This is a genomic window from Zobellia barbeyronii, assembly GCF_018603515.1.
Classification (GTDB): Bacteria; Bacteroidota; Bacteroidia; order Flavobacteriales; family Flavobacteriaceae; genus Zobellia; species Zobellia barbeyronii.
This window is the reverse complement of record NZ_JACATN010000001.1, coordinates 510,661-535,296: the sequence shown is the minus strand read 5'-3', so window position 1 is coordinate 535,296 and position 24,636 is coordinate 510,661. Positions and strand designations below refer to the sequence as shown.

9 protein-coding genes are annotated in these 24,636 nt (G+C 36.8%); 2 read left to right on the top strand and 7 right to left on the bottom strand.

All coding sequences use genetic code 11. The annotated features are described in order from the left end of the window. Positions 1-171: 171 nt before the first annotated feature. Together atpD and HW347_RS02085 are read left to right on the top strand one after the other, a co-directional pair. The gene (gene atpD / locus HW347_RS02090; RefSeq protein WP_214610300.1) at positions 172-1,680 is read left to right on the top strand and encodes a F0F1 ATP synthase subunit beta; all 1,509 of its coding nucleotides are present in this window, start codon (positions 172-174) and stop codon (positions 1,678-1,680) included. Positions 1,681-1,749: 69 nt separating this feature from the next. Next, the gene (locus HW347_RS02085; RefSeq protein WP_214610299.1) at positions 1,750-2,028 is read left to right on the top strand and encodes a F0F1 ATP synthase subunit epsilon; all 279 of its coding nucleotides are present in this window, start codon (positions 1,750-1,752) and stop codon (positions 2,026-2,028) included. A gap of 77 nt (positions 2,029-2,105) precedes the next feature. Here the strand turns inward: HW347_RS02085 and HW347_RS02080 are convergent, their stop codons facing one another. The 7 genes from HW347_RS02080 to HW347_RS02050 all read right to left on the bottom strand — a co-directional run bounded on the left by HW347_RS02080 (position 2,106) and on the right by HW347_RS02050 (position 24,509). Next, on the bottom strand, positions 2,106-8,330 hold the full coding sequence (locus HW347_RS02080) for a T9SS type A sorting domain-containing protein (protein WP_214610298.1): 6,225 nt from the start codon (positions 8,328-8,330) through the stop codon (positions 2,106-2,108). A gap of 9 nt (positions 8,331-8,339) precedes the next feature. Further along, positions 8,340-10,424, bottom strand: coding sequence for a fibronectin type III domain-containing protein (locus HW347_RS02075; protein ID WP_214610297.1), 2,085 nt, complete (start codon positions 10,422-10,424; stop codon positions 8,340-8,342). Then, the gene (locus HW347_RS02070) at positions 10,425-15,284 is read right to left on the bottom strand and encodes a hypothetical protein (RefSeq protein ID WP_214610296.1); all 4,860 of its coding nucleotides are present in this window, start codon (positions 15,282-15,284) and stop codon (positions 10,425-10,427) included. Between the two features lie 10 nt (positions 15,285-15,294). Continuing rightward, positions 15,295-15,831 (bottom strand): hypothetical protein, encoded by a 537-nt coding sequence (locus HW347_RS02065; RefSeq protein WP_214610295.1) that lies wholly within the window; start codon positions 15,829-15,831, stop codon positions 15,295-15,297. Further along, positions 15,828-16,334, bottom strand: a complete 507-nt coding sequence (locus tag HW347_RS02060) for a hypothetical protein (protein ID WP_214610294.1) — start codon at positions 16,332-16,334, stop codon at positions 15,828-15,830. The genes HW347_RS02065 and HW347_RS02060 overlap by 4 nt, the downstream gene beginning before the upstream one ends. Then, on the bottom strand, positions 16,335-21,971 hold the full coding sequence (locus HW347_RS02055) for a fibronectin type III domain-containing protein (RefSeq protein WP_214610293.1): 5,637 nt from the start codon (positions 21,969-21,971) through the stop codon (positions 16,335-16,337). It lies immediately after the preceding gene. A gap of 102 nt (positions 21,972-22,073) precedes the next feature. Then, positions 22,074-24,509 carry an outer membrane beta-barrel family protein gene (locus HW347_RS02050; RefSeq protein WP_214610292.1) on the bottom strand — a complete coding sequence of 812 codons (2,436 nt, stop codon included), beginning with the start codon at positions 24,507-24,509 and terminating at the stop codon, positions 22,074-22,076. Positions 24,510-24,636 lie beyond the last annotated feature (127 nt).

Genomic DNA, 24,636 nt, shown 5'->3' with positions numbered 1-24,636 from the left:
TCTTATATTTAACAAGGCGCCATTAACTGGCGCCTTTTTTTGTAGTGAAAAAAGAATAAAAAGTATTTTCAATTCGAGTTGAAAAACATACCTTTGCAGCCTGAAAAACATAGGTGTATTAAGGTGTTTTTCAATACAGTAAGTAATTTGAATTCATAAACTAATAAAGTAATGTCAAAAGTTACAGGTAAAGTTTCCCAAATTATTGGGCCAGTAGTAGATGTGGAATTTCAATCAGGAGATACCCTTCCAAAAATATACGATTCTCTTGAAATCGCTGGTAAAGATGGTTCTAAACTAGTTTTAGAAGTACAATCTCACGTTGGTGAAAACACAGTGAGAACAATTTCCATGGATTCTACTGATGGTCTAAGTAGAGGAACAGATGTGCTTTCGACAGGTAGCGCAATTCAAATGCCAGTTGGTGATGACGTATATGGTCGTCTTTTCAATGTAATTGGTGATGCTATTGATGGTTTAGGTAATTTACCTAAAGCAGGTAAAGATGGTTTGCCTATACACAGAGACGCTCCAAGATTTGAAGACCTTTCTACTTCTACCGAAGTTCTTTTTACTGGTATTAAGGTAATTGACCTTATTGAGCCTTATGCAAAAGGTGGTAAAATTGGATTATTTGGTGGTGCAGGTGTTGGTAAGACCGTATTAATTCAGGAGTTGATTAACAACATTGCAAAAGGTCACGGTGGTCTTTCTGTATTTGCAGGTGTTGGTGAACGTACTCGTGAAGGGAACGATTTACTTCGTGAAATGTTAGAATCTGGTATTATTAAATACGGTGATGATTTCATGCACTCTATGGAAGATGGCGGATGGGACCTTAATAAGGTTGATAAAAAAGCCATGAAAGATTCAAAAGCAACTTTCGTTTTCGGTCAAATGAACGAACCACCAGGAGCACGTGCTCGTGTTGCATTGTCTGGTTTGACAATTGCAGAGTATTTCCGTGATGGTGCAGGAGAAGGTCAAGGTAAAGATGTACTTTTCTTTGTAGATAATATTTTCCGTTTTACGCAAGCAGGTTCTGAGGTATCGGCTCTTTTAGGTCGTATGCCTTCTGCGGTAGGTTACCAACCAACTTTGGCAACAGAGATGGGTGCTATGCAAGAGCGTATTACATCAACTAAAAGAGGTTCTATTACTTCTGTACAAGCGGTATACGTACCTGCGGATGATTTAACGGATCCAGCTCCAGCAACAACATTTGCTCACTTAGATGCAACAACTGTACTTTCTCGTAAGATTGCAGAGTTAGGTATATATCCAGCAGTGGATCCATTGGATTCTACTTCTCGAATCCTAACAGCAGATATTTTAGGAAAGGATCATTATAACTGTGCACAACGTGTAAAAGAGTTGTTACAGCGTTACAAAGAATTGCAAGATATTATTGCTATTCTAGGTATGGAAGAACTTTCAGAAGAAGATAAATCAGCGGTAGGTCGTGCAAGACGTGTTCAACGTTTCCTTTCACAGCCTTTCCATGTAGCAGAACAGTTTACAGGTCTTAAAGGTGTGTTGGTTGATATTAAAGAAACCATTAAAGGATTTAATATGATTATGGATGGAGAATTAGATCACCTTCCAGAATCTGCTTTTAACCTTAAAGGAACCATTGAAGAAGCAATGGAAGCAGGTGAAAAAATGTTAGCTGAAGCTTAATTAGTACTAAGTACGGAGTAACGAGTATTTGTACTTTTTACTTTGGACTAACTACTTAACACTAAGAATATGTATTTAGAAATTGTATCACCAGAAGCCACTTTATTTTCAGGCGAGGTAACATCGGTAACTGTACCGGGAGTGAATGGCGAGTTTCAGATTTTGAACGGTCACGCCGCTATAGTTTCTTTGCTTCAAGAAGGTAATGTTCGTGTTGAAGGCAATATAACAATAGAAGAAGCGAATGCTTCTAAATTCTCAAAAGATGCTAGTGGAAAGGTTACTCTTCCCATTGCTAGTGGAACTGTTGAGATGAGTGATAATCGTGTTATTATTTTGGCCGATTAACAATTCACTTTAAAATATAAAAGCCCAAAGATTTAAATCTTTGGGCTTTTTTTATGGGAAAATTTCAAGGAAATAATTTATTTAATAATGACCTTTCTTAAGGTTTGTCCGTATGGAGTTTCAAGTAAGACAGCATAAACACCTGCTGGAAGACTGGATAGGTCAAATGGGATACTATATGAGAGTGCGTCACGGTCTCGTTTAGAGGCCATTAAGGCATTATTTGCTAAACTGAATACTCTGATATTAATATCACCTATTTCAGTCAGTGTCACGTCTGCAGTGAACCTGCCATCGCTTGGGTTCGGATACACAAGAAAATCCTCAATTAGCTTTTTACCATTTTTAGTGTCTTCTTCTGTTATTAAACCATCTCTAACAACAACCACTATCTTTTTGGTTTTTTGTGCAACACAATCCCCTCGGGTAGTAATTATCGATACCTCATATTCACCAGCTTCTGCAAAAGAAAATTGTGCTTCATCTCTATTTTGAGTTTCAATCTTAGCTTGGACAGGAAGAATCCATTCAATTCCATCGGGAAGTGGATAGCTAATATCCACGGCGATAATGGATTCCCCAGTGAAAACTTGGCTTGATACGGCAAACTCTGCGTTAATTTCGTCCGAACTAATATCCACAAAGATATTACCTTCGGCAATACACCCTGTTTCAGATTGAACGGTAACGGTATAGTTTCCAGTGGCTGTGAGTTCTATGTTTGGTTCAGAACTTGAAAAACCGTTGTCTGAACTCCACGAGTAAGTGGCGGTCTCATCATCTACAGTTGCATCTAATTCTAATGTTTGACCAGCACATAGTATTCTATCACTTCCTAAATCGACTTCTAATGGAGCCGGATTTTCTAAAACGTATGTTCTATTTATTGGTCCACTTTCAAATCCTGTCACAGTTACGGAATAGGTTCCTGCAGCTAGATTGTTAATGTCACTTTCAGTAGCGCCTGTGTTCCATAAATAAGAGAAAGTACCATTTCCTTCATTTGCTAAAACAGAGATACTTCCATTAGAATCCCCAGAGCATGTTGGCTGTATAATGGTACCTACTACGATATCAGGTTGTGTTACTTCATAGATTTCTGTTACTGAACATCCATTTACATCAGAAACTGTAACTAGATATGAATCTGCTGCAAGGTTAGAAATTGTTCTTTGATTACCGGTAATTGAATTGTCGGAAATCCGTGTCCAGGCATATGAGTACGGGGCCGATCCTCCTGTAATATCTAGGGAAATACTACCGTCTATTCCTTGGTATTCGGTAACATTTATTATTGCCGCATCCACTATTTGAATAGCATCACCGGGCGGGGTTATGGTTATTGTTTCTTGGGCTATACAACCCGCTTCATCCTGAACTTCAATTATATATTCACCAGCATCCAAGCCGCTAATATCAGGTACTGTAGCGGAGTTGCTCCAAAAATATTGATAAGGAGGTGTTCCTCCTGTTACTGTAATGTTAATAGAACCTGTGGCTTCACCAGCGCAAATTACATTTGTAGAGTTGTCAATATTAATATTAAGCGGTGTAGGTGCACTAATTTCTATTGTGGAATCTAAAGTAATATTATTACTGTCCGTGACCTTTAGAAGGTAGATGCCAGCGGGTAGGTCGCCAATTATATTGGTAGTTTCCTCTAATTCTATAGTATTGGTATTTACTACTTCAAACCATTGGTAGGTAAAAGGTTGGTCACCTTGAACATTAGCAATTATTACCGCATCGCTATCTGATGAACAGGATAATGTTTCGTTTAGAAAAAGAGTTACAATCAACTCTCCAGGTTCTGTTATTTTAATTGGGTCAGAAGTATAACTACAACTTGCATTTTCGGCATCGGTAATTGTAACAACGTAGTCGCCCGCCTCACCATTTAAGACATCCTTATCTACGGAAGTATAACCATTAGGCCCCGACCAAGAATAGGTGTAGGTACCCAAGCCCCCTTCTACCGTAATAGAAATAGCTCCGTCACTTGCATTTGGCAGTGTAACTGGTTTTATATCTATAAAAGCAAGACCTAATTCTTGCGGCTCCAAGAGTATTTCAGGTGTAGGTTCGGTGAAGGTACAGTTGTTCGCATCCCTGACGCTTATCGTGTAATTGCCGGCGGAAAGGTCTTCGAATAGGTTGGATGTCTCGTAGTCACCGCCATTTATAGAATACGTATATGGTCCGGTGCCACCACCGGCCTCTACCTCCAATGTACCGTCGTTTCCTCCAAAACAGGATACGTCCGTAAGCGCAACATTGGTAACCGTAACACTGTTCGTAGGCTCGCCAACGGCTATGGCTTCAGTAAATCGGGTGGCGTTGTCATCCGTAACGGTCAAGATATAGTTCCCGGCCAAAATACCTGTTATATTAGGGCCATCAGTACCATTGGAAACCGGAACAGGAATTGGATTTCCATTTACATCGTTCCCTAAAGTCCATAAAAAAGTAATATCCCCTTCCCCTGTAACGGTTGTGGTAATACTACCGTTCGCTTCGCCTAGGCAAGAGGCATCGGTTACGTTGATATTCGAAATGGTCAAAGGGCCTATTTCCGTAACTTCAAAGTCTTGTGAGGCGGAACACCCGGCCGCATCGGTAACGGTAACGGAGTACGTTCCTTTACTAAGATCTGCAAATACATTGGTTAGTTGTGGAGTTCCGTTATTCAAAGAGTAGTTATAGGGTTCTGTACCTCCTGTAAAGGCAGCTATTATACTACCGTCATTAACTTCGGGCCCACTTGCTCTTACAATTGAGCTATTGTTTTCATCCCAATACATGCCGGGTGAAACTCCGATTCGGACACCGGATTGAACATAGTCACAATTGGGGCTTTCCGTAGCACGGACCTGAAGGTTATAAGTGATATCGGCCAAGTTCTCAAATACCGGTTCAGGTTGAAAAGTAGTACCTCCATCTATACTATAGAAATACGTAAGAGTTCCAGAAGGAATGAAGGTTATGGATCCGGTATTGGAACCTGAACAAGTGGGGACGGGAACGATTGTTGCCGAAACTTCCGGTAGTTCTACTATCTCAAAATTATTTGGACTTCTTACGGTCAATCCATTTTCATCCTCGATTTCCAGGTAGTAAATTCCAGCAGCTAGACCTTCCGTGGTCACAGTTCTTAAAGTGGTTGTTTCAGTAGCTGCAATAGTGCCGTCTTCCAATGTCCATTTAAAGGTAATGAGGCCAGTAGCTGCAATCGTAGCTGTTAAACTTCCCGTTGCTTGTCCAAAACAGGTGGGTGTACCTGTTATGGGTTGAACGGCTTGTTCCGTGACGTTATATGACTTACTAGTATTACAAGCTGTAAAAAATTCATCGTTGCTTACTGTTAATGTATACGTCCCCTCAGGCAAATTTTCAATTGTTGTTGTACTCGGAATTGTTTCTGTTGAAACTAATTGCCCAGAAGGGCCAAACCATCTATAATAATATGGTTGAACACCACCTTGAACGGTAACGGAAATAGACCCGTCGGAACCACCCGATGATGATACGGGAGTAACTGCATTTATATCATCAAAAGTTACTTCGGTCGGAGGGATTAAAACTATATTAAGGGGGACTGCTATACTACAACCGACAGCGTCAGTTACATTTACTACATACGTACCAGCCTCAAGGTTTATAAAATTGCCCGGTGATACCTGCGTTGCCGAGCCTCCACTAATTTCATATATCAATTGTCCACTACCTCCCGTACCATTTACGGTAATGGTTCCGTCATTACCTCCAAAACAGCTAACGTCCGCTTGTGTATGCGTTGCACTCAAGGTAGCTGTAGGTTGTGATATAGTGATAGCGTCACTAGTAATGGTAATGCCAGAAGCATCTACAACTGTATAGCTGTAATCGTTTCCAAAAGGTTGATTTTCAATAAAGTCTTCTATTCCTTCCTTTATTTTGTTTATGCCTTTGAACCATGCAAATGTAAATGGTGCCGTACCGGTATATTTTGCAACGATTTTACCCGTTGATTCCCCAAAACAGTTTATAGGCGCGGTCTCGAACTGAGGGTCTAAAAGATTAAGAGGTCCCGGTTCATCAATAGTAATAGCTTGAGGTAATGTAGTAGTACAGCCATTATTGTTAATATCCGTAACCACTACTTGATACGTTCCTGCGGTAAAGCCTATAAACTCATCTGGATTAGTGCTTAAATTTGGATTATAAACAGTATTGGTAGTTGTTTCAATCCATACATAAGTATAGTCGCTCCCACCATTAGATATGCTTAATGCTATGGTTCCGTCATTACCTCCATTCGTGGTTACATCTGTTGATGTTGCAGAAACGGTTATACCTGTTGGTGGTTCGGTAATCGTAATAGAACCTTCTAGTCTACAATTATTTTCATCAATGATTTCATAGGTATATGTGTCTGATAGTAAATCGGTTCTACTACTGCTTGATGGGGTAAAACTCCCGTCCCAATAAACCAGAGGGTTTACACCTCCCGTTACGGTTAAAACTATAGCGCCTGCACTTTCGCCTCTGCATAGGATCTGAGTTATATTTTCAGTAACGGTTAATAGCGGTTGTTCATAGTCTAATGTATAGGTTGCGGTTTGGGTGTCGCCTCCAGAATCTGTTACTTCTACAGTATAGGTACCTTGTTGTACACTAACCGCATTGGTAGTAGGAGTTAATAGTTCCCCAGTTGTGTCAGTTCCTTTATACCAACTGTAGAGGTAGCCCGTGCCAGAACCGTTAGTAGCTGTGGCAGTAAGTTGGGCTGTGTCATCTTCACAATTAATTTGTTCTATTGTAGAAATACTGACGTTTAATTCAGGTATTTCACCAATTGTAAAAGTTAATTCATCAGATGAACAACCGTTTCCATTTTGATCGGTTACTATTAATTTGTAAACAGCAGGGTTTAGACCCGTTAAATTTGCAGGGTCGTTGGAAGCATTGGGGTTGAAAGGTGAACCATCTTTAGTCCATGAAAATTGAAGAGTACCAGAGCCTCCCGTTACAAGAACACTTATCTTACCTTGACCATTTGCCGCTTCAGCTGTTGAAAGAGATAACACATCTATATCTGGCGGGTTTACACCATCACTTATTGCTATTGTAGAGGGATTGGTTGTACAATTGTTAGAATCTTTAACAACAACGTCAAAATCTCCAACCGCTAACCCACTAAATTCATTTAGATTTTGAAAGGTTCCGGAATTTAAGGAGTATTGAAAAGGTGGTGTACCACCTTGGGCATTAATGATGATTTTACCATCACTGCTTCCTTTGCATGTAATATCTGTAATCGTATGACTGAAAGATACATTTTCTTCAGGTTCATCTACCGAGAAAGTGATAGTATCTCCTGCATTCAATGCCCCGCCAGCAATTAATCCGGATTTTAAGATAATTTCATAATCTCCCGCATCAAGACCTAAAAAGGAATATGAATTTCCTATAAAATCCCCAGTATATATTTTAGGGGAATTATTAGGGAAATCCTCTCCATTTTTGTAATATTCTATTTGAAAAAACTCAGTGTCAGTTGGAATTGTTTCCACAGTAATTTTAACTCCTCCGTTTGCTTCTCCTTTGCATTTAGCATTTATAGGAACTGGAACTCCGGAAAATTTAGGAGGGCAGCCTGTGAAACTTAAATTTAAAATATTTGAGTCTACCAAAGAAGCACATGAAGTAAGTTTTAAAAGAACTATTTCTGAGCTTATTCCTAAATCTTCAGCTTTAAGTTTTATTTTAGGAATGTTTTGAAACTCGTTTGGGAGTGGTAGAAAACTTCTATTTTGAGTTTTATACTCAACAACATAATTTCCAAGTTCTATTTCAATATTAGGATTAATATTAACTTCAATTTCGCATCCATCTAGTGCCGGTGAAGAAAGTGACTGGAAAGAAGTTAATTCAAGAGTAGTATCAAATTTGTTTATTGTACCTGCATTAAAATTATCAGGTATAGTAAACTTAAATAAATCTCTAGAACTATTTTCGGTTGCACCACCATCTGAACATGGGGACCCATTACTACAGTATCTATAATTACAATAAAATTCAATGTCTACTGTTTTTGGTTTCACATTGTAATTGTTATTACAATCTGCAGTAATTATATTACCTGAAATATCTGTGACTTTAACTACTGTGGTCGTCCTTGTTCTCCACTCGTAGGATCCACTACCTGGAACTCCACAAAAAATATCAGATTTAACATTCAATTGATATTTATCTGGTTCTTGAGCATTTAGGCTGAAGAAAACAGAAAACAGAGGCAGTAGAATTAAAGCAATTTTTTTCATAATTTAATTTTAATACATCACTCTAATTTCTTCCCAATTACCAAGAGAACCATCGTTAAAAATTATCTTAATCCCATAGGTGTATATAGAGTTTGGTTCCAATCTGGTATCTGTATATTGTTTTTGTCTTTGGGAAAAAGTCTGATATAACGTAAATTTATTTTCCTTGCCTACTTTACGAAAAAGTTGTATCTCAGCAATGTTGTCTTCTATAACACGCCAGTTTAATTGAATAGATTTATTCTCTCTATCAACTAAACTCGTAAGACTTTTTATTACAGATTTTATTAGTTTGTTAATGGTATATATTGAAATAGGTGGTGAGGGGTTACTTTCTACATTAAAATTATTAACAGCAACAAGAGAGTATAGATATTTTGTGTTTGGTAACGTATTGGTGTCATTGTAGTCTAAAACATCTACATCATTAGTTTCAAAAACATTTTCCCATAAAGTATTTGTAAGCTCTTTTCTATAAAGAACATATTTTACAATATTTTCCGATGAGCTTTTTGTCCATTTAAGAAGAACAGTATCTTCTTTAACCTCATATGTCTTAAAAACAGGAACTGAAGGCTTTGCTGTATTTGGCCGAGTTAGTTCTAGGATTTTAGAGGGAGGAGATTCATTATATCTATTATCTGCAGCAACAATTTTGTAGTATACCTTTTTATTGAATGATTTTGTGTTTATGGTATCAATATAGTTGGGCTGTTGAAGTTCACTTTTGTTCAATTTGGTAAACTCTTGATTTGGTCTATTTGACCGGAAAATAGAATACCCTTTTAAATCCAATTCAGTATTTTTTCCCCAAGTTAATTGTACTATGCCTAAAGAATCTATTGTACCAATAAGTCCTTGAGGTACAATAGGAGGAATAGAATCTATAGGTTGAATCATGTATGGTGAAGAATCTTGAAAATCTCCACCTATACCATGAGCTCTTATTTTAAAATAATTGATATCCTGTACTTCATTGTACATATAGGACCTTACATCCGAGCTTAATTTTTCTTTTATAATGTCATATGGACCAATTGGTTTGTTTGCACGCAAAACATCAAAACGACTGACCTTCCATGCTTCCTCACTAGCGAAAGACCAGTTTAAAATTATTTCTTTATCTGAAATTATTTTATTGTTTTCGATTAGTGGGACAACTAACAATTCTTTATAAGCTATTACGGAAATCGTATCTGAGGGTTTACTTTTTTCATCAAAGAGGCTTCTTCCCAAAATGCGATACCAATATTTTTTACCATATTTAGGGATAGAATCTGTATACGAAATACCGGAAACACTGGTGCTTGCTAATTTTGTAATAGGAGATTTGTTTACTTTTGAGAAGTGTATTCCATCTTCAGATTTTTCTAAATCATACGAAGTATAGAAATTAACTAACGCGTCATATTCCCAAATCAAAACAAAGGCATTATTATAATAGTAACCAACAAAATCATAGGGTTGAGGCAGAATATTTTGTTCTGATGTTTCCATTAAAAAACCGGTTTCTTCTATTTTCAAAAGTTCTTCTGGAACTGCTGCTTTTACACTATACAAATAGCGCTCATTAGGTTTTACATTATAATCAATGAAACCTAAGCCGGCATATTGGGCGGCTTCAAAATCTTGATCTACGGCAAACATTGAAAAGCCAAAGCGCTGCTCAAGTTCTGAACTTAGGTTCATAACTTTCATTACAGGATTATCATCATCATCAGTAATGAAATCTTCTCCATAAATAGCCTGTGCAGTTACCGCTGCCATATTATTTCGACTAACAAATTCTCTCCATTCTTCAAGAGGCTTGGGTTTAATGGGGGCTCCTGTTAGAATTATTTTCTCAGGTTCTTTTAAAGGCTTTTTGTCTTTAAAGATTGTTGTTCTTTCTATAATGTAGCCATATTCATTGCCATATTTCCATGCAAAAGGGTCATTAACTCCCCATCTAAGGAGAATGGCATCTTTCTTTGCATAAGCTCTAAGTACTAAGAAGGGAGGCTTTTGGTTGTTCGTCTCTTTTTCTTGCCCAAAAATAGAGAAGCAAAACGTAAAAGCAAGAATAGCAATTATGTGGGTTTTTATTTTTTTCATTTAGAAAGTATTCTCATATTTTATAGTTTGACTGCTTCCACTAGTTTTTGAAGGCAAAATATATTTGAATTGGGCAGTATATTTTTCCCTTCTCAGAAACGGAAATCTTCCCCAAATTAAATACTCATATTTTTCATATTTGGCTTGATTTGATATGCCATTTTTCATATATCGATTAGTAATTTGATATTGTAAATCTTTATAATCGTAGTAATATACAATTGGTAGATTCCAACTGTAAGGAAAGTGCTTGGTCAAATACGTATTGTCTGGATTAACTTTTGCATAATTGCTGTAAGCAGTGCTTAATCGTATAGATTTAATTGGAGGTACTCCTAATTCGGTTGTATCTCTATTTATGCGAATATCTTTGTCTAATGGATATTCTTTATATATTAACGGATTAATGTCTTCTTTATAATATTTGTCTGTTAAAAGGGCTTCGTATTGTATTAATGGTTTGTTCTGAGTATAAAGCCCTCCATCAATATCATAAGTACCAAATGGTTCATAAGTGTCTAAAACAAGTGTCATTCGGCCCACATTGGCTATATGCTGGTCTGTGTCAACAAATTTATCCGAAGAAGTATTAGATTGGTTGATTTTCAGAGATTGCATTTTCTTTTTAAACGTGTCGTATTTACTTGTTTTAAAACTAAAATTCAAACGAGATATAAAGGCATTACTATTGCTAGAAGAACCAACAATGGTATTATTAGATATTTCTAAATCTTCTGATATTTTTTTAAACTCTATTGCTGTCATAACATCTTCCTCTTCTATGTCTCCTGGGTTGAGAGTTATTAATGCATAAGTATATTTCGTTTTATTATCTAAATCAGGAATTGTAAAATTTAGTTTCTTCTCAGACCCTTCATAGGAGAAATTAGTTTTTATTTTATTTCCTTGTTCATCTATAAAATAGAGTTCATCACTAAGACCATTTCCAAAAAGATATTCTTGTCCTTTATCTAATTGAACATAGCCTACTGTACTTTCTTTAGGTAACATATATTGTTGATTAACAATTGGGTACATGTATTCAATATTTTTTAAAGGAATCTTTCTTGGGGCATCTCCTGTAGTAAAAGTAACTGACTTTTCTTCATATACAGGCTTGCCTTCATCCGTAACTATGACCCAATTGCTTCCAATTTTTTCTTCAAATGCAACTTTGGCAAGAACATTTATTTTTTGCTCTGGCGGTAAAATTTCATGAGAATTAAAAGTCAATACATCTTTTTGATCATTAAATGTATGTTCTCCTTCTATTGGAACCCCATCAACGTCTACTATTAGGTCTTTTAATTTTACACGATATGCTTTTTTGCCCAAATCATCTTCAATATAAACCTCATTTCCAACAGGAACGTTAAATGCTACTTGTATAGCATCAAATACATCTACATCATTTAGTCCGTCTCTAGGAGTAATATCAGATATCATAACCAATTCCTGTAGACCGGTTTTCCCTATGATTTCACATTCTTCTCCAAAAATGACTTTTAGCCGTGTATGTATATTTATAATACCAAGAACCTTGATGTCAACTCCGGCATAGCCAACAACAAACCAAGGGTTGGGAAGTTGAGCTTGCGCTAATACTGCAACACCGGCTTCCAGAACGGGAACATCCTTCTTTATACCAAAGATTTTTATTTTTATTCCAATTTCTCCCTGTAGTAGAGCGTACATTTGACCAGTAGAGTACCATCCATCCATACCTATTGGCCCTTCTCTTCCCTTACAATGAGCATCGCCAAAATCTCGCACCATTAAGTCAAATCCAGCTTTGGCATAAATGCTGGCATAGACCATGCCCCAATCAAATTCTTTACCAAGTTTAAAACTGGCACCAAAGGCAAAGCCTACTCCTTGAGCGAGTTCTGAATTAAAGTTTCTGCCAAAAGCTAATTCTTCACCTTGTAGATGTAGAACATCTATTACGTCTTGTGGTGGTTGAGGGGCTTCAGGTAATTCTGTACCTGTTAAAAAATAAGCCTCAATTGTTGCGTCTATGGGACCAATTGGAATGTTTTCAAACCGTAATCTTCGAGCTGGGTTCGTATGTCCAAACCATATATACCAATCTGTAGGGGATGTATAAAAAGTTAATGAACCACCTCCTTTAATACTACCTCCCGCATTTATATAAGCGTCTAACGACGCAAAATATGATTTGTTTTTAAAGTCAAGATCTAATCCTATTTGGCAAGCGAATAATTCATCGCCAGTTAACAGCGTAGGGAACACATTATTCATGAAATAGGTGATGCCCTCTTTATCTATTGATAGTTCGTGAAAATTAGATAACGATTGTTCTTTAGAGGTGACTGTTTTTTGCATGTCATCAACACTCCCCATAGGAAATTGTGGGTCGCCACCTTCATTTTTACCTTTCATTAAGATTGCGGCACCATAAAACCCTAGTCTACTCACACCGCCGCCTGCTGATTTTGAATTGAAAGCAATCTCTATACCGGCTAGTGCTGTAAAAGTGGCTCCCTTTTTCACTTCAAATGCTCCTAAAGCTTTAAAACCAAGCTCGGTGTCAATGTCTGGTTGATATTTTATACCAGAGAGCGAGGTTGCTGTTTCATCCATACCTGCTTTTCGCATGTGATGATAAACCCCACCACCTATATCATAGATAGTAAGACTTTTATTATTGTTTTTAGTAGGTCTGCCATGACCATCCACAAACCAATACCTGTAGCCATCTACAGCCCCAAAAAGACCTCGTGCACCAACTTCTATGCCTAAATCTTCTGCATAAAGTTGTACCTCTCCAGAAAATCCTTTTCCATATATAGGATTTTCTTTGAAGAATACGAGTTTGCCGTAGAATTCAAAAGATTTTCGTTTTACATCTACTTCAATATCAGTTACATCAATACCTTTGTATCGCCATTTTAAGAGATTTCCTTCTTGTAGCTCTCCTGTTATGTTTAGGCCTACATCACCACTAATACCAGAATCATCAAGGTTCACAAAACAGTTTAGACCTAGTATTGCATTGTCATTTTCATCGGTTGTAATCTTAACATCATGAAAACCCAGTTCAAACCCTGCAAGTTTTGGAAGTTTTATGTCATCTTTAAAACCTGCACGACCTATTGATAAATAAGGGCGTTGTTTGGTTTGTATTTTGAGATTTTCAAAAGAGAGGCCTTCAAATTCTAATTCTACGCCATCTTCAGATTCGGAAGCATTCATTTGGTCTTCATGCTTGGCGTTAAAAGCCATAAGACCGTTTAGATTAGCTTCTGGGTAAAATTTGTTATTCTCTACTTCTAAATTTATATATGAACCTGTTTGAAGTTTAGCTGTTGCTTTAAAAATGCTAAAATCTATATCATCATCTATGGTGACGGTTGCCGTATAATTTTGGTCTGCAGATATAATTGCAGTATAACCCAATTGGCCTTTGCCTGTTTCGTCATTCTCACTGATCGGTAATACTATTTCTCCTTTAAAACCTGCTTTTATAAAACGGTTTACTTTTAAGTCTACTGCGATGGAATCAACCGAAAACTGCCATTTGCTTGCATCACCTTCATTGATATCTAGAACATTGGTGGCATAAAAATCTCCAGAAACCCCAAAATTGTCTATAAATAGATTTTTGGCACCTATGGATATCCGTTTTTCTGACCCTTTCTTTTTAAATTCAGGGGGAAGGGTAACTTTTACTTCATTGGCATGAAAGCCACGCCACAAGTTATCGTTACCTTGCAACAGCCCTTGCGTTCTATAAAGATCAGGAAATTCAATACCTTCTGCATTTTTTGTATCGCTAAGGTCTAGAACCGTTTTGTCTAATTTAAAGCCCCAGTTGGGTAGCGCTTTTAGCTCAAAATAGGGCAGGTCTACTTTTATAAGTAAATCCTCAAGACCAGCTGCTTTTATACTAAAATTGGCTCCCACATAACTATCATTGCCTGCTGGATTTTCACCAGTACCTGGTTCCGTTTTGTTGGGGTATTTTAAAGATCCATCGTCATTAAGCGGTACGGCTACAGTCTTTGCGATACGCACATCTGCATTTAAGGCCATTTCTTTAACCTTGCCCTCGCAGTTAATGGTAATGTAGGTTTCGGTATCTGCCTTACCACTACTATTCATTCCTCCTTTGAAAGTAATAAGCCATTGTCCCCCGTTTTGACCCACGGGAAAATCTGCCAATAGGTTGAGTCTAGCTTCTTCATAGATGCCGCCTTCTCTCGAAATTTTAACATCGTTGGCGCCAAAAAATAGCTCAGCATTTAACTCTGCCAAATACACTTTTGCAAACATATCTACCACTGTATAGTTTGTGTGATATTCCATGCTAACAATACCGAGCGTAATAGATGAATTATCTGAAATATTTTGCTTGATTCCCACAGGTAATTCTATTACCTCTTGGCCACTTATAATATCAATAAAACGTTGGTTCTGTTCAATAATAGAAAAGACCTCTTGCCCGGCATCTAAAACTTTTTGGGTTTTATTATCTACCTTAAATAAGCTTTTTACATATTCTGGACTGAATTCTGCTTTGCCGCCATTAGGTGGTATGTATAGGTTTTTGATATACTTATCTAATTCAGGAAAGCTCTTAAGTTTTTTATCGGTTACAACTTCAGGGGCTGCTATTTTTAGGATTTTTTCTTTTTTCCAGCGGGCCATTAGAGGGCTTTCAACGGCTATTTGCTGAGTTTTGGTGGTATCCGATTTTTTGGTTGTTAGGCTGTCTTTTGAAATTGAAGACAGCTCATTATTCGAGTGGCTTAGATTTTCAAAAGAAGCCATAGTTGGGGTTGCCCAGAGTAGGCTGCACCAAATTAATAGGATGATGTGTTTGTAGTTTTTTGTCATATTTAGTAACTCATTTCTTGAAAGACTTATCGTAAACTGACACCCCTTTCGTTGCTAACGTAACTATTACCCAAATCTGAAAACTTGTCCAAAATATACCTATAGTAAGGAAGAGGTATGCTAAGAATTTACTTTCTTTTTTATATTCAATAACGGTATTTCCATTTACTTTCAACTCATATAATTTATCGTTCCAATACAAGTACTCAAAAGAAATCTCACTTAACTCATTTCTTAGTACAGGAGAATCAATAATTGCGAAATTTTTTTTTCCGGTTAACCCTATCATTTTATCTATTTCACTTTCCTCTATTACCGATCCTATTTTTTTATTTTCAATAAAGAGCACTACAAATCTATTTTTGGTGCTTTCACTTTTTTCAATTAAAAATTTTAAGGGAACTGTATTTCCTTTGCTTAACTCTTCCTTGTCTCTATGGTAGCCGAACATTCCATATGCCATGTAAATTAGCCAGATGCCCGACAATAAAAATAGGATGGCTAAAAACCATCTTCGTTGATAATACTTTTCTTTAGATAAAATCATTCGATTGCGGACCTATTATCTATTCTAAGCTTGAGAAATTTACTATAGATAGTTTTTATGTCATATGATTGGTTCTTATTGTCAAATAGATTTTCTGTTATGAAGAGTAATACATTAAGTATTTCTTGTTCGTTGAAACAATTTTGTTCCATATTTATACCAGATTCTTTACCTGTAATCAAACTTGATAAATTATACCTTTTCTCTTTTTTATCTATCAAAAATTTAAAAACTACGGAGTAATTTTTTCTCGGTTGATATTCTTCAACAAAGAAGATTTCTAAGCCTTCTTTTATTAAGAATATTCTAGATAACTCTTTAAAGATATGTGTCAATTCAAATCCATGCCTTTTTGCAAAATCTTTAAAATGCGGTATGACCAAAGTTTCAAAATCATACTTTCTTTTTTCAAAAGATAATTTTCTAAATAGGAAGAATTCATTAGTAGACATTTTCTTCTTATTCTTTAATAGATGATATTTTTCTAAGTCTTCTTTTTTCAATTATTTCTTTTTTATTGACCAAAAGTCATCTTTAACTATAAAATCAAAATCCTTACTTAATTCAAGAATTTCCGACTTATAAGCCCCACCTCCAAGTTCATCTAACTCCTTTAAATAAGTTGGCTTTACAACATCTGTTAAGATTATCACATTGTATTTTGATGAGTTTTTCGCTATGTCCTCTATAAGTTGCTTATTGTATGAAGTCCACCAAGTATCATTATAGAAAATATCTTTAGGAAGATTAAGCATGTGAATTCTTTGACTACTTGGCAATAAATCTTTTGATAGCTCCCAATATTTTAAATGATTTAGTCCTAATTGTTTTAAAACTTCCTGAGTTGTAAAATAATTATTAGGATTATCTATAATTTGATATTTTCCTAATACAATAGTTATTTGGCCTTTAGGTAAGGCTATTCTTTTACCATTCAATAAGATTTCGTCAGTTTCATCTAATCCTTTAATAGTTTTCCATTTTGATAATAGATTTTCAAATTCACTTATTGAAGCATTCTTTATAAGATTTTCAGAATCATAAACCTCGTCTAATGCATATGCTATAAATTTTTTATTTTTTACATCAATTAATAATAGCTCACCTGTAATAGGATTGTGTTTAATATAATAATTACCCGATTTGTCAATAAAATGGTTAAAACTATTATCTGCTTTTTTTGCGAAATTGGCGGCTCTTAAATTTTTAACCTGATCCTCAACTTTTATTGCAAATTGCCGAAAAAGACCTGTAGGATTTGGAAGATCATCAATAATGAGCGATTTTGTACTTTTCGTAACTGTACCGGAGAAGGATGTTGATCCATCATCTAATAGTTTTTTAGCTTTAGCGATTTCATCATCCAATATTTCAGGAGATAACTCAGACTCAATCTTGTTCATTGCAGATTTTGCTTCATCCAAAATCTCTTGAACTCTATTGTCAGGTAAGTTTGGTTTATCTCTGCGAATACTTTCCTCGAGTATTCTATAAAATTCGTCGTCTCCAATAGCTTTCTTACTGGCCACAGCTATGGGGATATCTGGAGTGTTTACTTTTAATAAATCCGCTGCTCCTTTTGCAACAAAAATATACTGTACTGCGTCTAAACCTTTATATAGATGGTCAGAAAACTCCTTACCGTATTTTTGCTCTACATCTTCTCTAAACAGCTGCAATAATGGTGTCGAAAATGTGTATGTTAAGTCTGCCGCGGCCCACAGCCATACTGCTGAGCCAGCTTTTGCAGCTGCCATTTCTCCTCCAGTAAGTATTGTGCCTGCAACGGTAATCACATTGAACCCAAAATTCTCTAATTGTTTGCCTTCTGTTTTTGTCTGAAGATATTCAAGAAAAATAGCAGGTACAATAATGGCTTTTCCGCAAAATTGGGCATCCTCATTATTACAGGGAGAAGGTAAAATGCCTGCACTTTCAATTATTGTGAGTTGAACGAAATCAGTAAAAGGATTTAAAGGAACACCATCAATTAAACATTCTCTGCTGGATTCAACACCTCCAGTTCCGTTATCCACAGAGGAATTTGAGCATAAACCATATACTTTTACAACGTTATTATCATAGTAAAAGCTAAAATCATTCAAAGGTTTAACCCACTTAAGAATAAATTCAACATTTTCTATACCCCAAGTAATAGCAGGGATTTTGGAATTTAATGTTGTTTGTTCTCCATTACCATAAGCCAGTTTGGAAAGTTTTGAAATTTTTAAAATAAAATCGGTATAATTTTTAGCGTCTAGATTATCGTCTAAACCGCCTTGAAGTTGCAGGTAAAGTTCGTCAATATGGCTAAATTCATCCATAAATTCTTTAGCCTCTGATTTGTTCTCATTAACCGAATTAAGAACTTTAATTATTAGGGACTCGTCATCATTTGCAATTCCAAGCATTCCAGAAGTGATAAAAGCATCTTTCTCTAAAATATTAGCTAAAATCTTTACCTTTTGGTCAGATTCTAAAGATTTTAAAAACTCATCGTTTAAGTAATATAGAGATGCGTAATAGTCTTCTTTGGAAAAATTAACACCTAATCGTTCATTATATTCAGATATTTTGGAGTTGACAGTTTTTAAAGCATATAAATACAATTGAAATGCATCATCTCTCTGCCAAAACTTTTCAATGGCTAAATCGAAAAGATATCTGTCACGTCCGTTCCAGAAATTATTCCTTTTTTCATATGCATCTTTATCTAGTTGTGAAACTAAAATATCATAATCGACAGTATCAGAATCGGTAGAACAGATTAGTTGTGCTATACCTTTCAGTGAATCTTCTTCTAAAAGGTTTTCGTTTTTAATCAATTTCTTGTATGTGTCGTAAAATTTTTGCCCTTCTTCACATAATTCCTTATCGCAATTTGTAGTAATGTTAACAGGGGTGATATTGGTATTTGTGCTTGAGAAATTGAGACTATTTCTATTACCATCTACATAAACGTAGTTGGTCAAATAAGTATTTGCACATTCGTTCGGAACAGATTCAAATAGGTAAACACTTGAGTTGTTTTTGATGTCCGTAATCAATTTTATAACATAAGGGTTTGAATTTCCTTCTGTGAAATAACCGTCGAAACTCCCATCTGGTTTATATCTTGCGTCATATGCAATACCATTATTTAATCTAAAACCAGGCACTGTACCTTTTACTTTGTCGGATCCTGTTTTTGATCTGATTACACTGGAGTTTTGGATTGAAAAAGGCTTCCAATCAGGAGTGAACCATGTTCTATCAGCAATCTCACTATCCTCCTCATCCTGAAACAAGAACAATTGCAAACTCTCATCGCTCATAGCTGCCCAGTGCGCGTAGGGTAATTGGTCACCATTATTATAGTCCATTAACCAGTAGCTGCCACTACCGCTTTTATTTTCATCATTTTGAAAAGGGTGGGGCAGTTTAAATACGCCATGACCCAATTCATGGGCTGCGACTAGATTTTGAGACGATTTGTTTTCCAAAGCATCATCAGTATGCGCATTGAAAATATATCCCCATTGCCTTGTCTTTGGCATAAAACCACTTAATGGTTTCGTCAATGACATATTATCAGGCAATAAGAAAAGATGGTAGGCGGTAGCATCCCAACCAGCATTATCTTGCTTATATTTTTGTTGAATATTTTTTAGTTCTTGCGGGTAATCAGATAATAATCCACTACCGTCATAATCTAACACGCCATTATCGTTGTCATCCCAATCAGAAGAAACAAGACTTAAAGCACCCGATGATACTTTAAATCTTCCGCCAGCTTTTCCGTAAATGGAATTTAGTTCTTGCTCTAAATTAGCCAATGGTGCAGTACCATTAACTGATACTACCACCACCTTCACTAACTCTTGTTGCTTGATATGGTGAATAAAGAAACTAGCTGCTATTTTGTATTTGCCATCTTCATCTTTATAGGTAACAATGGCTTCTTCGCTTCTATAGCTGTTTACTCCTTTAAGACTAATAATGATATTAGAGGCGCCATCTTTACGCGTGTCTATTTTAGTGCCTGCAACGGTCTTGAATATCAGATCATCAATTGTGATGTTAGCATTTGAGATAGAAATTTCTGCTAGAAATTCCTCGGTTTGCCCATCAACAACAGCTTTATGAATTGGGTAATAGTCTGTGCCATTTGCAGTTTGTGCTTTTGGGTATCTCGCACGTTCAAAATCATTATCTGCACTATCAAGGTCATATTTGTTAGCAGAAGATTTTTTGAAAGTTACTGTTACGCCATTCGCTGTGATTTCATCTACTGAGGGGGCATCCGCAGTGCCGCTTCCGCCTGAAATTCCATCTGTATTCTGTGAAGTAACTTGCCCACCTTCTGCAGCTTCTGCACCTTTGGTGATTTTTTCATCTTCATCAATATTGTAGGTGTTGCCGCTACCATCTGTTATTTGATAGGTATCGCCGTCATCATGGTCTAAGGTCTTGGTTTCTCCGTTTGGACCTGTAATTTGAATTTTACCATCTTCAATTTTAATGTTTTCAACAGATGTGATTACAAAATCTACATCGTAATCTATATTATCTCCCCCAGAAAATACATCACCTAAATCATCTAGTTGGTCTGCTACATCTGCAGTATCTAATATATTTCCCCAAGAAGCATCATAAGCAGTTCGCACTGAACCTTCAGCCATTTCTTGATCCGTATTGATCAATATATTAGTAAACTCAACGGCAACTTTAATGTTTTTCAAATAAGGCAAGGTTACGTACCCCTTACCTGTAAAACGGCCATTACCACCGCTAACTTCCATTATTTTCACAGGAAAATCTCCTGCTTTGAAAGTGGCGCCAGTCCCAATATTGGCCAAAGGCTCCATATTAGTTAGGTTAATATCAGGAGACACGCCACAGTCTAATACGCTTTCTTCTTCAAACTCTAAAGTGGTGGTAAATTCTTTTAGAAGGCTCCAATCACTCTGGGTAATTGCACATTTTTTACTAAGCTGGTATTCGTAGGTGGTGCCGGGTTTGAGGTCCCAAAGTGTCAATTCGTTGGTTGTTGTTTTGGCTGGGAACCACTCACTCCCCCCTTCGGCTTCGCTCAGTGGGTCATTTTTCTGTCTGTATCTTAAGGTATATTCTGGGATATCCGTAGAGAAATCATCCCAAAAAATATTGGTATTGGTACTTCCCTTTACTTCATGGCTAATACCAATAGGCAAATCACAACTAGTGGCATAACTGAACGAATAGATTTCACTATACCCTTGGTTTTCGAATAGGCCTATTTCTTCAATACCTTGTTTGGCTTTCGCCTGAATACGCCACGCGTAATTTTTACCCGATAGGAAAAGTGGGTCTGCCGGTCCATATACGTAAGTAGTTGCAGAAGTGGTGGTTGAAAAAACGGGTGGGGAACTTAGAAATGCCTGTTGTGGGTCTACTTGGGTATCCCAAATTTCCACAATACTTAATTCGTATTCTACGTTACTGACGTTTATATGCCGTGGGGTCCATTGGAAGACAATATTCTGCGGATTTGTTTCTGCTATATTATCCTTGTTTCTTGGAGAGACGAGAAAAGGAGGGTCGTTTTGAAAAACAACACTGGTAGCGCAACTTCTTTGTGACAAGCGGTTGCCGGTAAGAACATCATACACTTCAAAACAAAACGTATAGGCACCTTCAGGAATAGCTTTGCCATATACGTTGGGTGAAATGCCTGTAATATTTTCAAACCTGAAATATGGGGCCAGCTGAACATTGGTGAGTACCAATGGAACGCCGCCTTCTAAAAAGAGTTGCTCTGCACCTACAACTAAATCATTACTCTGAAAATTAATACCCCCACCTGAAAAATACGTACGGAGTCTAATCTCACGGTTGGCAACCTCAAAATCATTCAAGATAATTTGCACTCGCAACGGACTGCTTATGGTACTGGCATCTGCATAGTCTGAAAAATAGATGGGTGAAGGAGGCGTCGCCTGCGGAATTACTTGAACAGGGAATGATTGAGCGCTTGCAGAGAAAAAATTGAGTAGTAATACTAATAGAAGTAGTGGACGAATTAAAAGAGTAAGTAGTGTAAAGTTTGCAGTTTGCAATTGCCCATAGTCGCTTACCAGCTCTTTTGTAAAATGCTGCAATCGTAACATGCTATTCTTCATATGTTTTACCGCTCTATTTAACATTCACTGCGCATTTTTTTAATTTTCACTAACTACTAACTACTAACTACTAACTACTAACTACTAACTACTAACTACTAACTACTGCTTATTAATATACTTTAGCTCAAACAAGTCAGGATTCACCAAGTTCAATGATTTTTTATAGTAGAAATCTATAATTTCATTTTCAAGGAAGTATTCCAATTTCTGTACATTACCTTCCGATTTTTCGAAAATCTCAAAACCTTTAAGGGCATTGGCTTCTTTAAATTCTTTTAGGAACCCACTTGGGTTAACGACGTCTTCTTTTGTAGTGTATTCAGCAAATTGCGTCTCCATCCATCGGTGGCCTACTAGTTTTTCTAAACGGGTTCCCCGTTCTTTTATCAAGGCTTTATATTTTACTGCTAAGGCTTTATCCCTATCCGAGTAATCTTCAATTGCTTTTCCGTTTAAGTGGTGTTTGTCGGCTTCCAGTTTTTTGACTACAAATAACTTTTCTAGAGCCATGTCTATTTTGGTCATATCATCTTTTATAGACATTATGATGTTGTAAAGGGCATCATCATAAATCGCTTGAAAATCACCATAAGCATAAAGTTCCTTTAGAAAAACGAGCGCATTTTCTTTATACTTTTCTTCGCGTTTTTGCTCTTTAACTATGGCTAAAAGAATTTTTAACTCGTCCTTTTTAAACTGTGGGATATCTTCAAATTGAGAGCTTCCAGATACATTGGTTAGCTGTTCGTTTAGTTCGGTAATGGTGCCGTTGTAGGATACATTTCGGTATCTGAAGCTAAGTGTATTTTCTCTGTTACGTGGTTCGCGTTCATTGATGGCGCGTCTTCCGCGCTCAAAATTGATTTTAAAATTATCAAACGCGTAACTGTACCCGAATGTAATAGTAAGGTCCCGACTAGTGTTCAGGTCGGAATTTCTAAAAAGCATCAAGAAATTCATGTTTAGGTTGTGTTTCTTATACAGCGTATAGTTACTGCCCAACCTGAAATTGTAAACATTGTTCTGTTGCTCTCCGTTGGTAAAGGCCGTATTATACGAACTGGAAAAACTAGTGCGTAGCTGCTTGTCAAAAAATTGCTTCCCAATGGACAGTGTGGGGCCTAGGGTCATATTATTGTCTTCGGCAACGGTGTTATATGAAACGTTACCTGCCAAAGAAATGTTCAGGGCTTGCTTAGGATATCCCAAGGTATAGCCCGCCATTCCGTTATAGAATGAATTTTCACCTCCTTCTATGGTTTCTCCTTCTTGTTCGTTGGTACTGTTTTGATAGACCAAGTTAAGATTGGTACTGTGTTGTTTGGTTTCAGTTTTTTTAAGCAAGAAATTAACACCCAAATTGGCATTTTGAGAAATTTGACGGTAGTTGAGGGTGTCTACATTGTCATAGGCACCTACTTGGTTGATGTAGTCAAATTGATCACGAATATTGGTGTAAGATTGAAAGTTGGAATAGGACGCATTAAAACCTAGACGGTCAGAAGCGGTATAATTAGCATTGACCGAACTTACAATACGTTGTTGGTTGGATGATTTTGCCTTGTCTAGATTATCGCGCTGTAAACCGGCATTTACACTCAAGTTCAGTTTATTTTCAAAAATGGACTGGCTGGCGTTAACTGTAATATTCTCTAAATCATTATTGAAATAGTAGGCACCCAAAGTTTTGTAATCTGGGTCTATACGTTCATAACCTACACCTAATGTTCCGTTACCCGCTGGGTAATCAAAAGAAGCATTTAGGGCATTGTAATACTGAGTACTTATATTTTCTTTTATGAGGAAAGATAAAAGGCCGGCGGAAGCAACATCTTCGGTTAGGCGTGTGTCTTCCGTAACTCCAGAAATAGCGTATTCTACGTGAATACTAGCTTTTTCAAATATCCGAAATTCTGATTCAAAAGATAGTACCGCGTTATCTTTTGGAGAAATTCCTAGCTCCAGTGGAAAGGGGTTTTCCAGCGAATTTTCTTCATCGTTTGCTTTGAAAAGAATTACACCCAATTTCATGAAATCAAAATCATAGGCAGTTTTTACTCCGTAACCCATACGCTTGTAGGCGGTGAGGGCTTGAGGCTGTTCTTCGTTGTATTCGGTAGCCTTTAAAAAGCGACCGTACATTCCACTTATTTGAAATTTTCCTTCGGGATTCAAATCAAATCCCGCTCCGCTAAATTGATGTCCTGCCAGCGTGTAAGGCGAAAAGGTCATGCTTACATCTCCTAAATGAGCAGTTGCCCATTTGTAAGAAGGGTGAAGACTGAGTCTGTTAAAATTAAACGGATTTGGAAAATCGAACTCTTGGTTGGAATAAGTGAACGATAGGGGGATGTTGTAAACACCGGCAATGTTAAAATTTAAACTACCCGTAAGATAGTAGGTAAGTGCTTGCCGGTTTGCAGTACCGTCGTAATATACAGCATTTGCAGCAACACCGCCGTTATAGCGTAGCCATTTCTCTTTGCCCAATTGGTCAAAGTTGATACTTTGCGAAAAGCCAAGCGTACAACACATAAGTAAGGGAACTAGTAGTCGATACAATGATTTGTGTTCTAAAAATGTTAAATGTAAGTTAAACAAGGAAAATTACTACAATATTTTCGATGAACCGCAAGTAGGTAGAAAGGATCTTGTAAAAAAC

Bases quoted from the DNA above. Each gene is read 5' to 3' on its own strand.
- HW347_RS02070 (WP_214610296.1), bottom strand. From the start codon at position 15,284: ATGACAAAAAACTACAAACACATCATCCTATTAATTTGGTGCAGCCTA.
- HW347_RS02085 (WP_214610299.1), top strand. From the start codon at position 1,750: ATGTATTTAGAAATTGTATCACCAGAAGCCACTTTATTTTCAGGCGAG.
- HW347_RS02080 (WP_214610298.1), bottom strand. From the start codon at position 8,330: ATGAAAAAAATTGCTTTAATTCTACTGCCTCTGTTTTCTGTTTTCTTC.
- HW347_RS02075 (WP_214610297.1), bottom strand. From the start codon at position 10,424: ATGAAAAAAATAAAAACCCACATAATTGCTATTCTTGCTTTTACGTTT.
- HW347_RS02065 (WP_214610295.1), bottom strand. From the start codon at position 15,831: ATGATTTTATCTAAAGAAAAGTATTATCAACGAAGATGGTTTTTAGCC.
- atpD (WP_214610300.1), top strand. From the start codon at position 172: ATGTCAAAAGTTACAGGTAAAGTTTCCCAAATTATTGGGCCAGTAGTA.
- HW347_RS02050 (WP_214610292.1), bottom strand. From the start codon at position 24,509: ATGTGTTGTACGCTTGGCTTTTCGCAAAGTATCAACTTTGACCAATTG.
- HW347_RS02055 (WP_214610293.1), bottom strand. From the start codon at position 21,971: ATGAAGAATAGCATGTTACGATTGCAGCATTTTACAAAAGAGCTGGTA.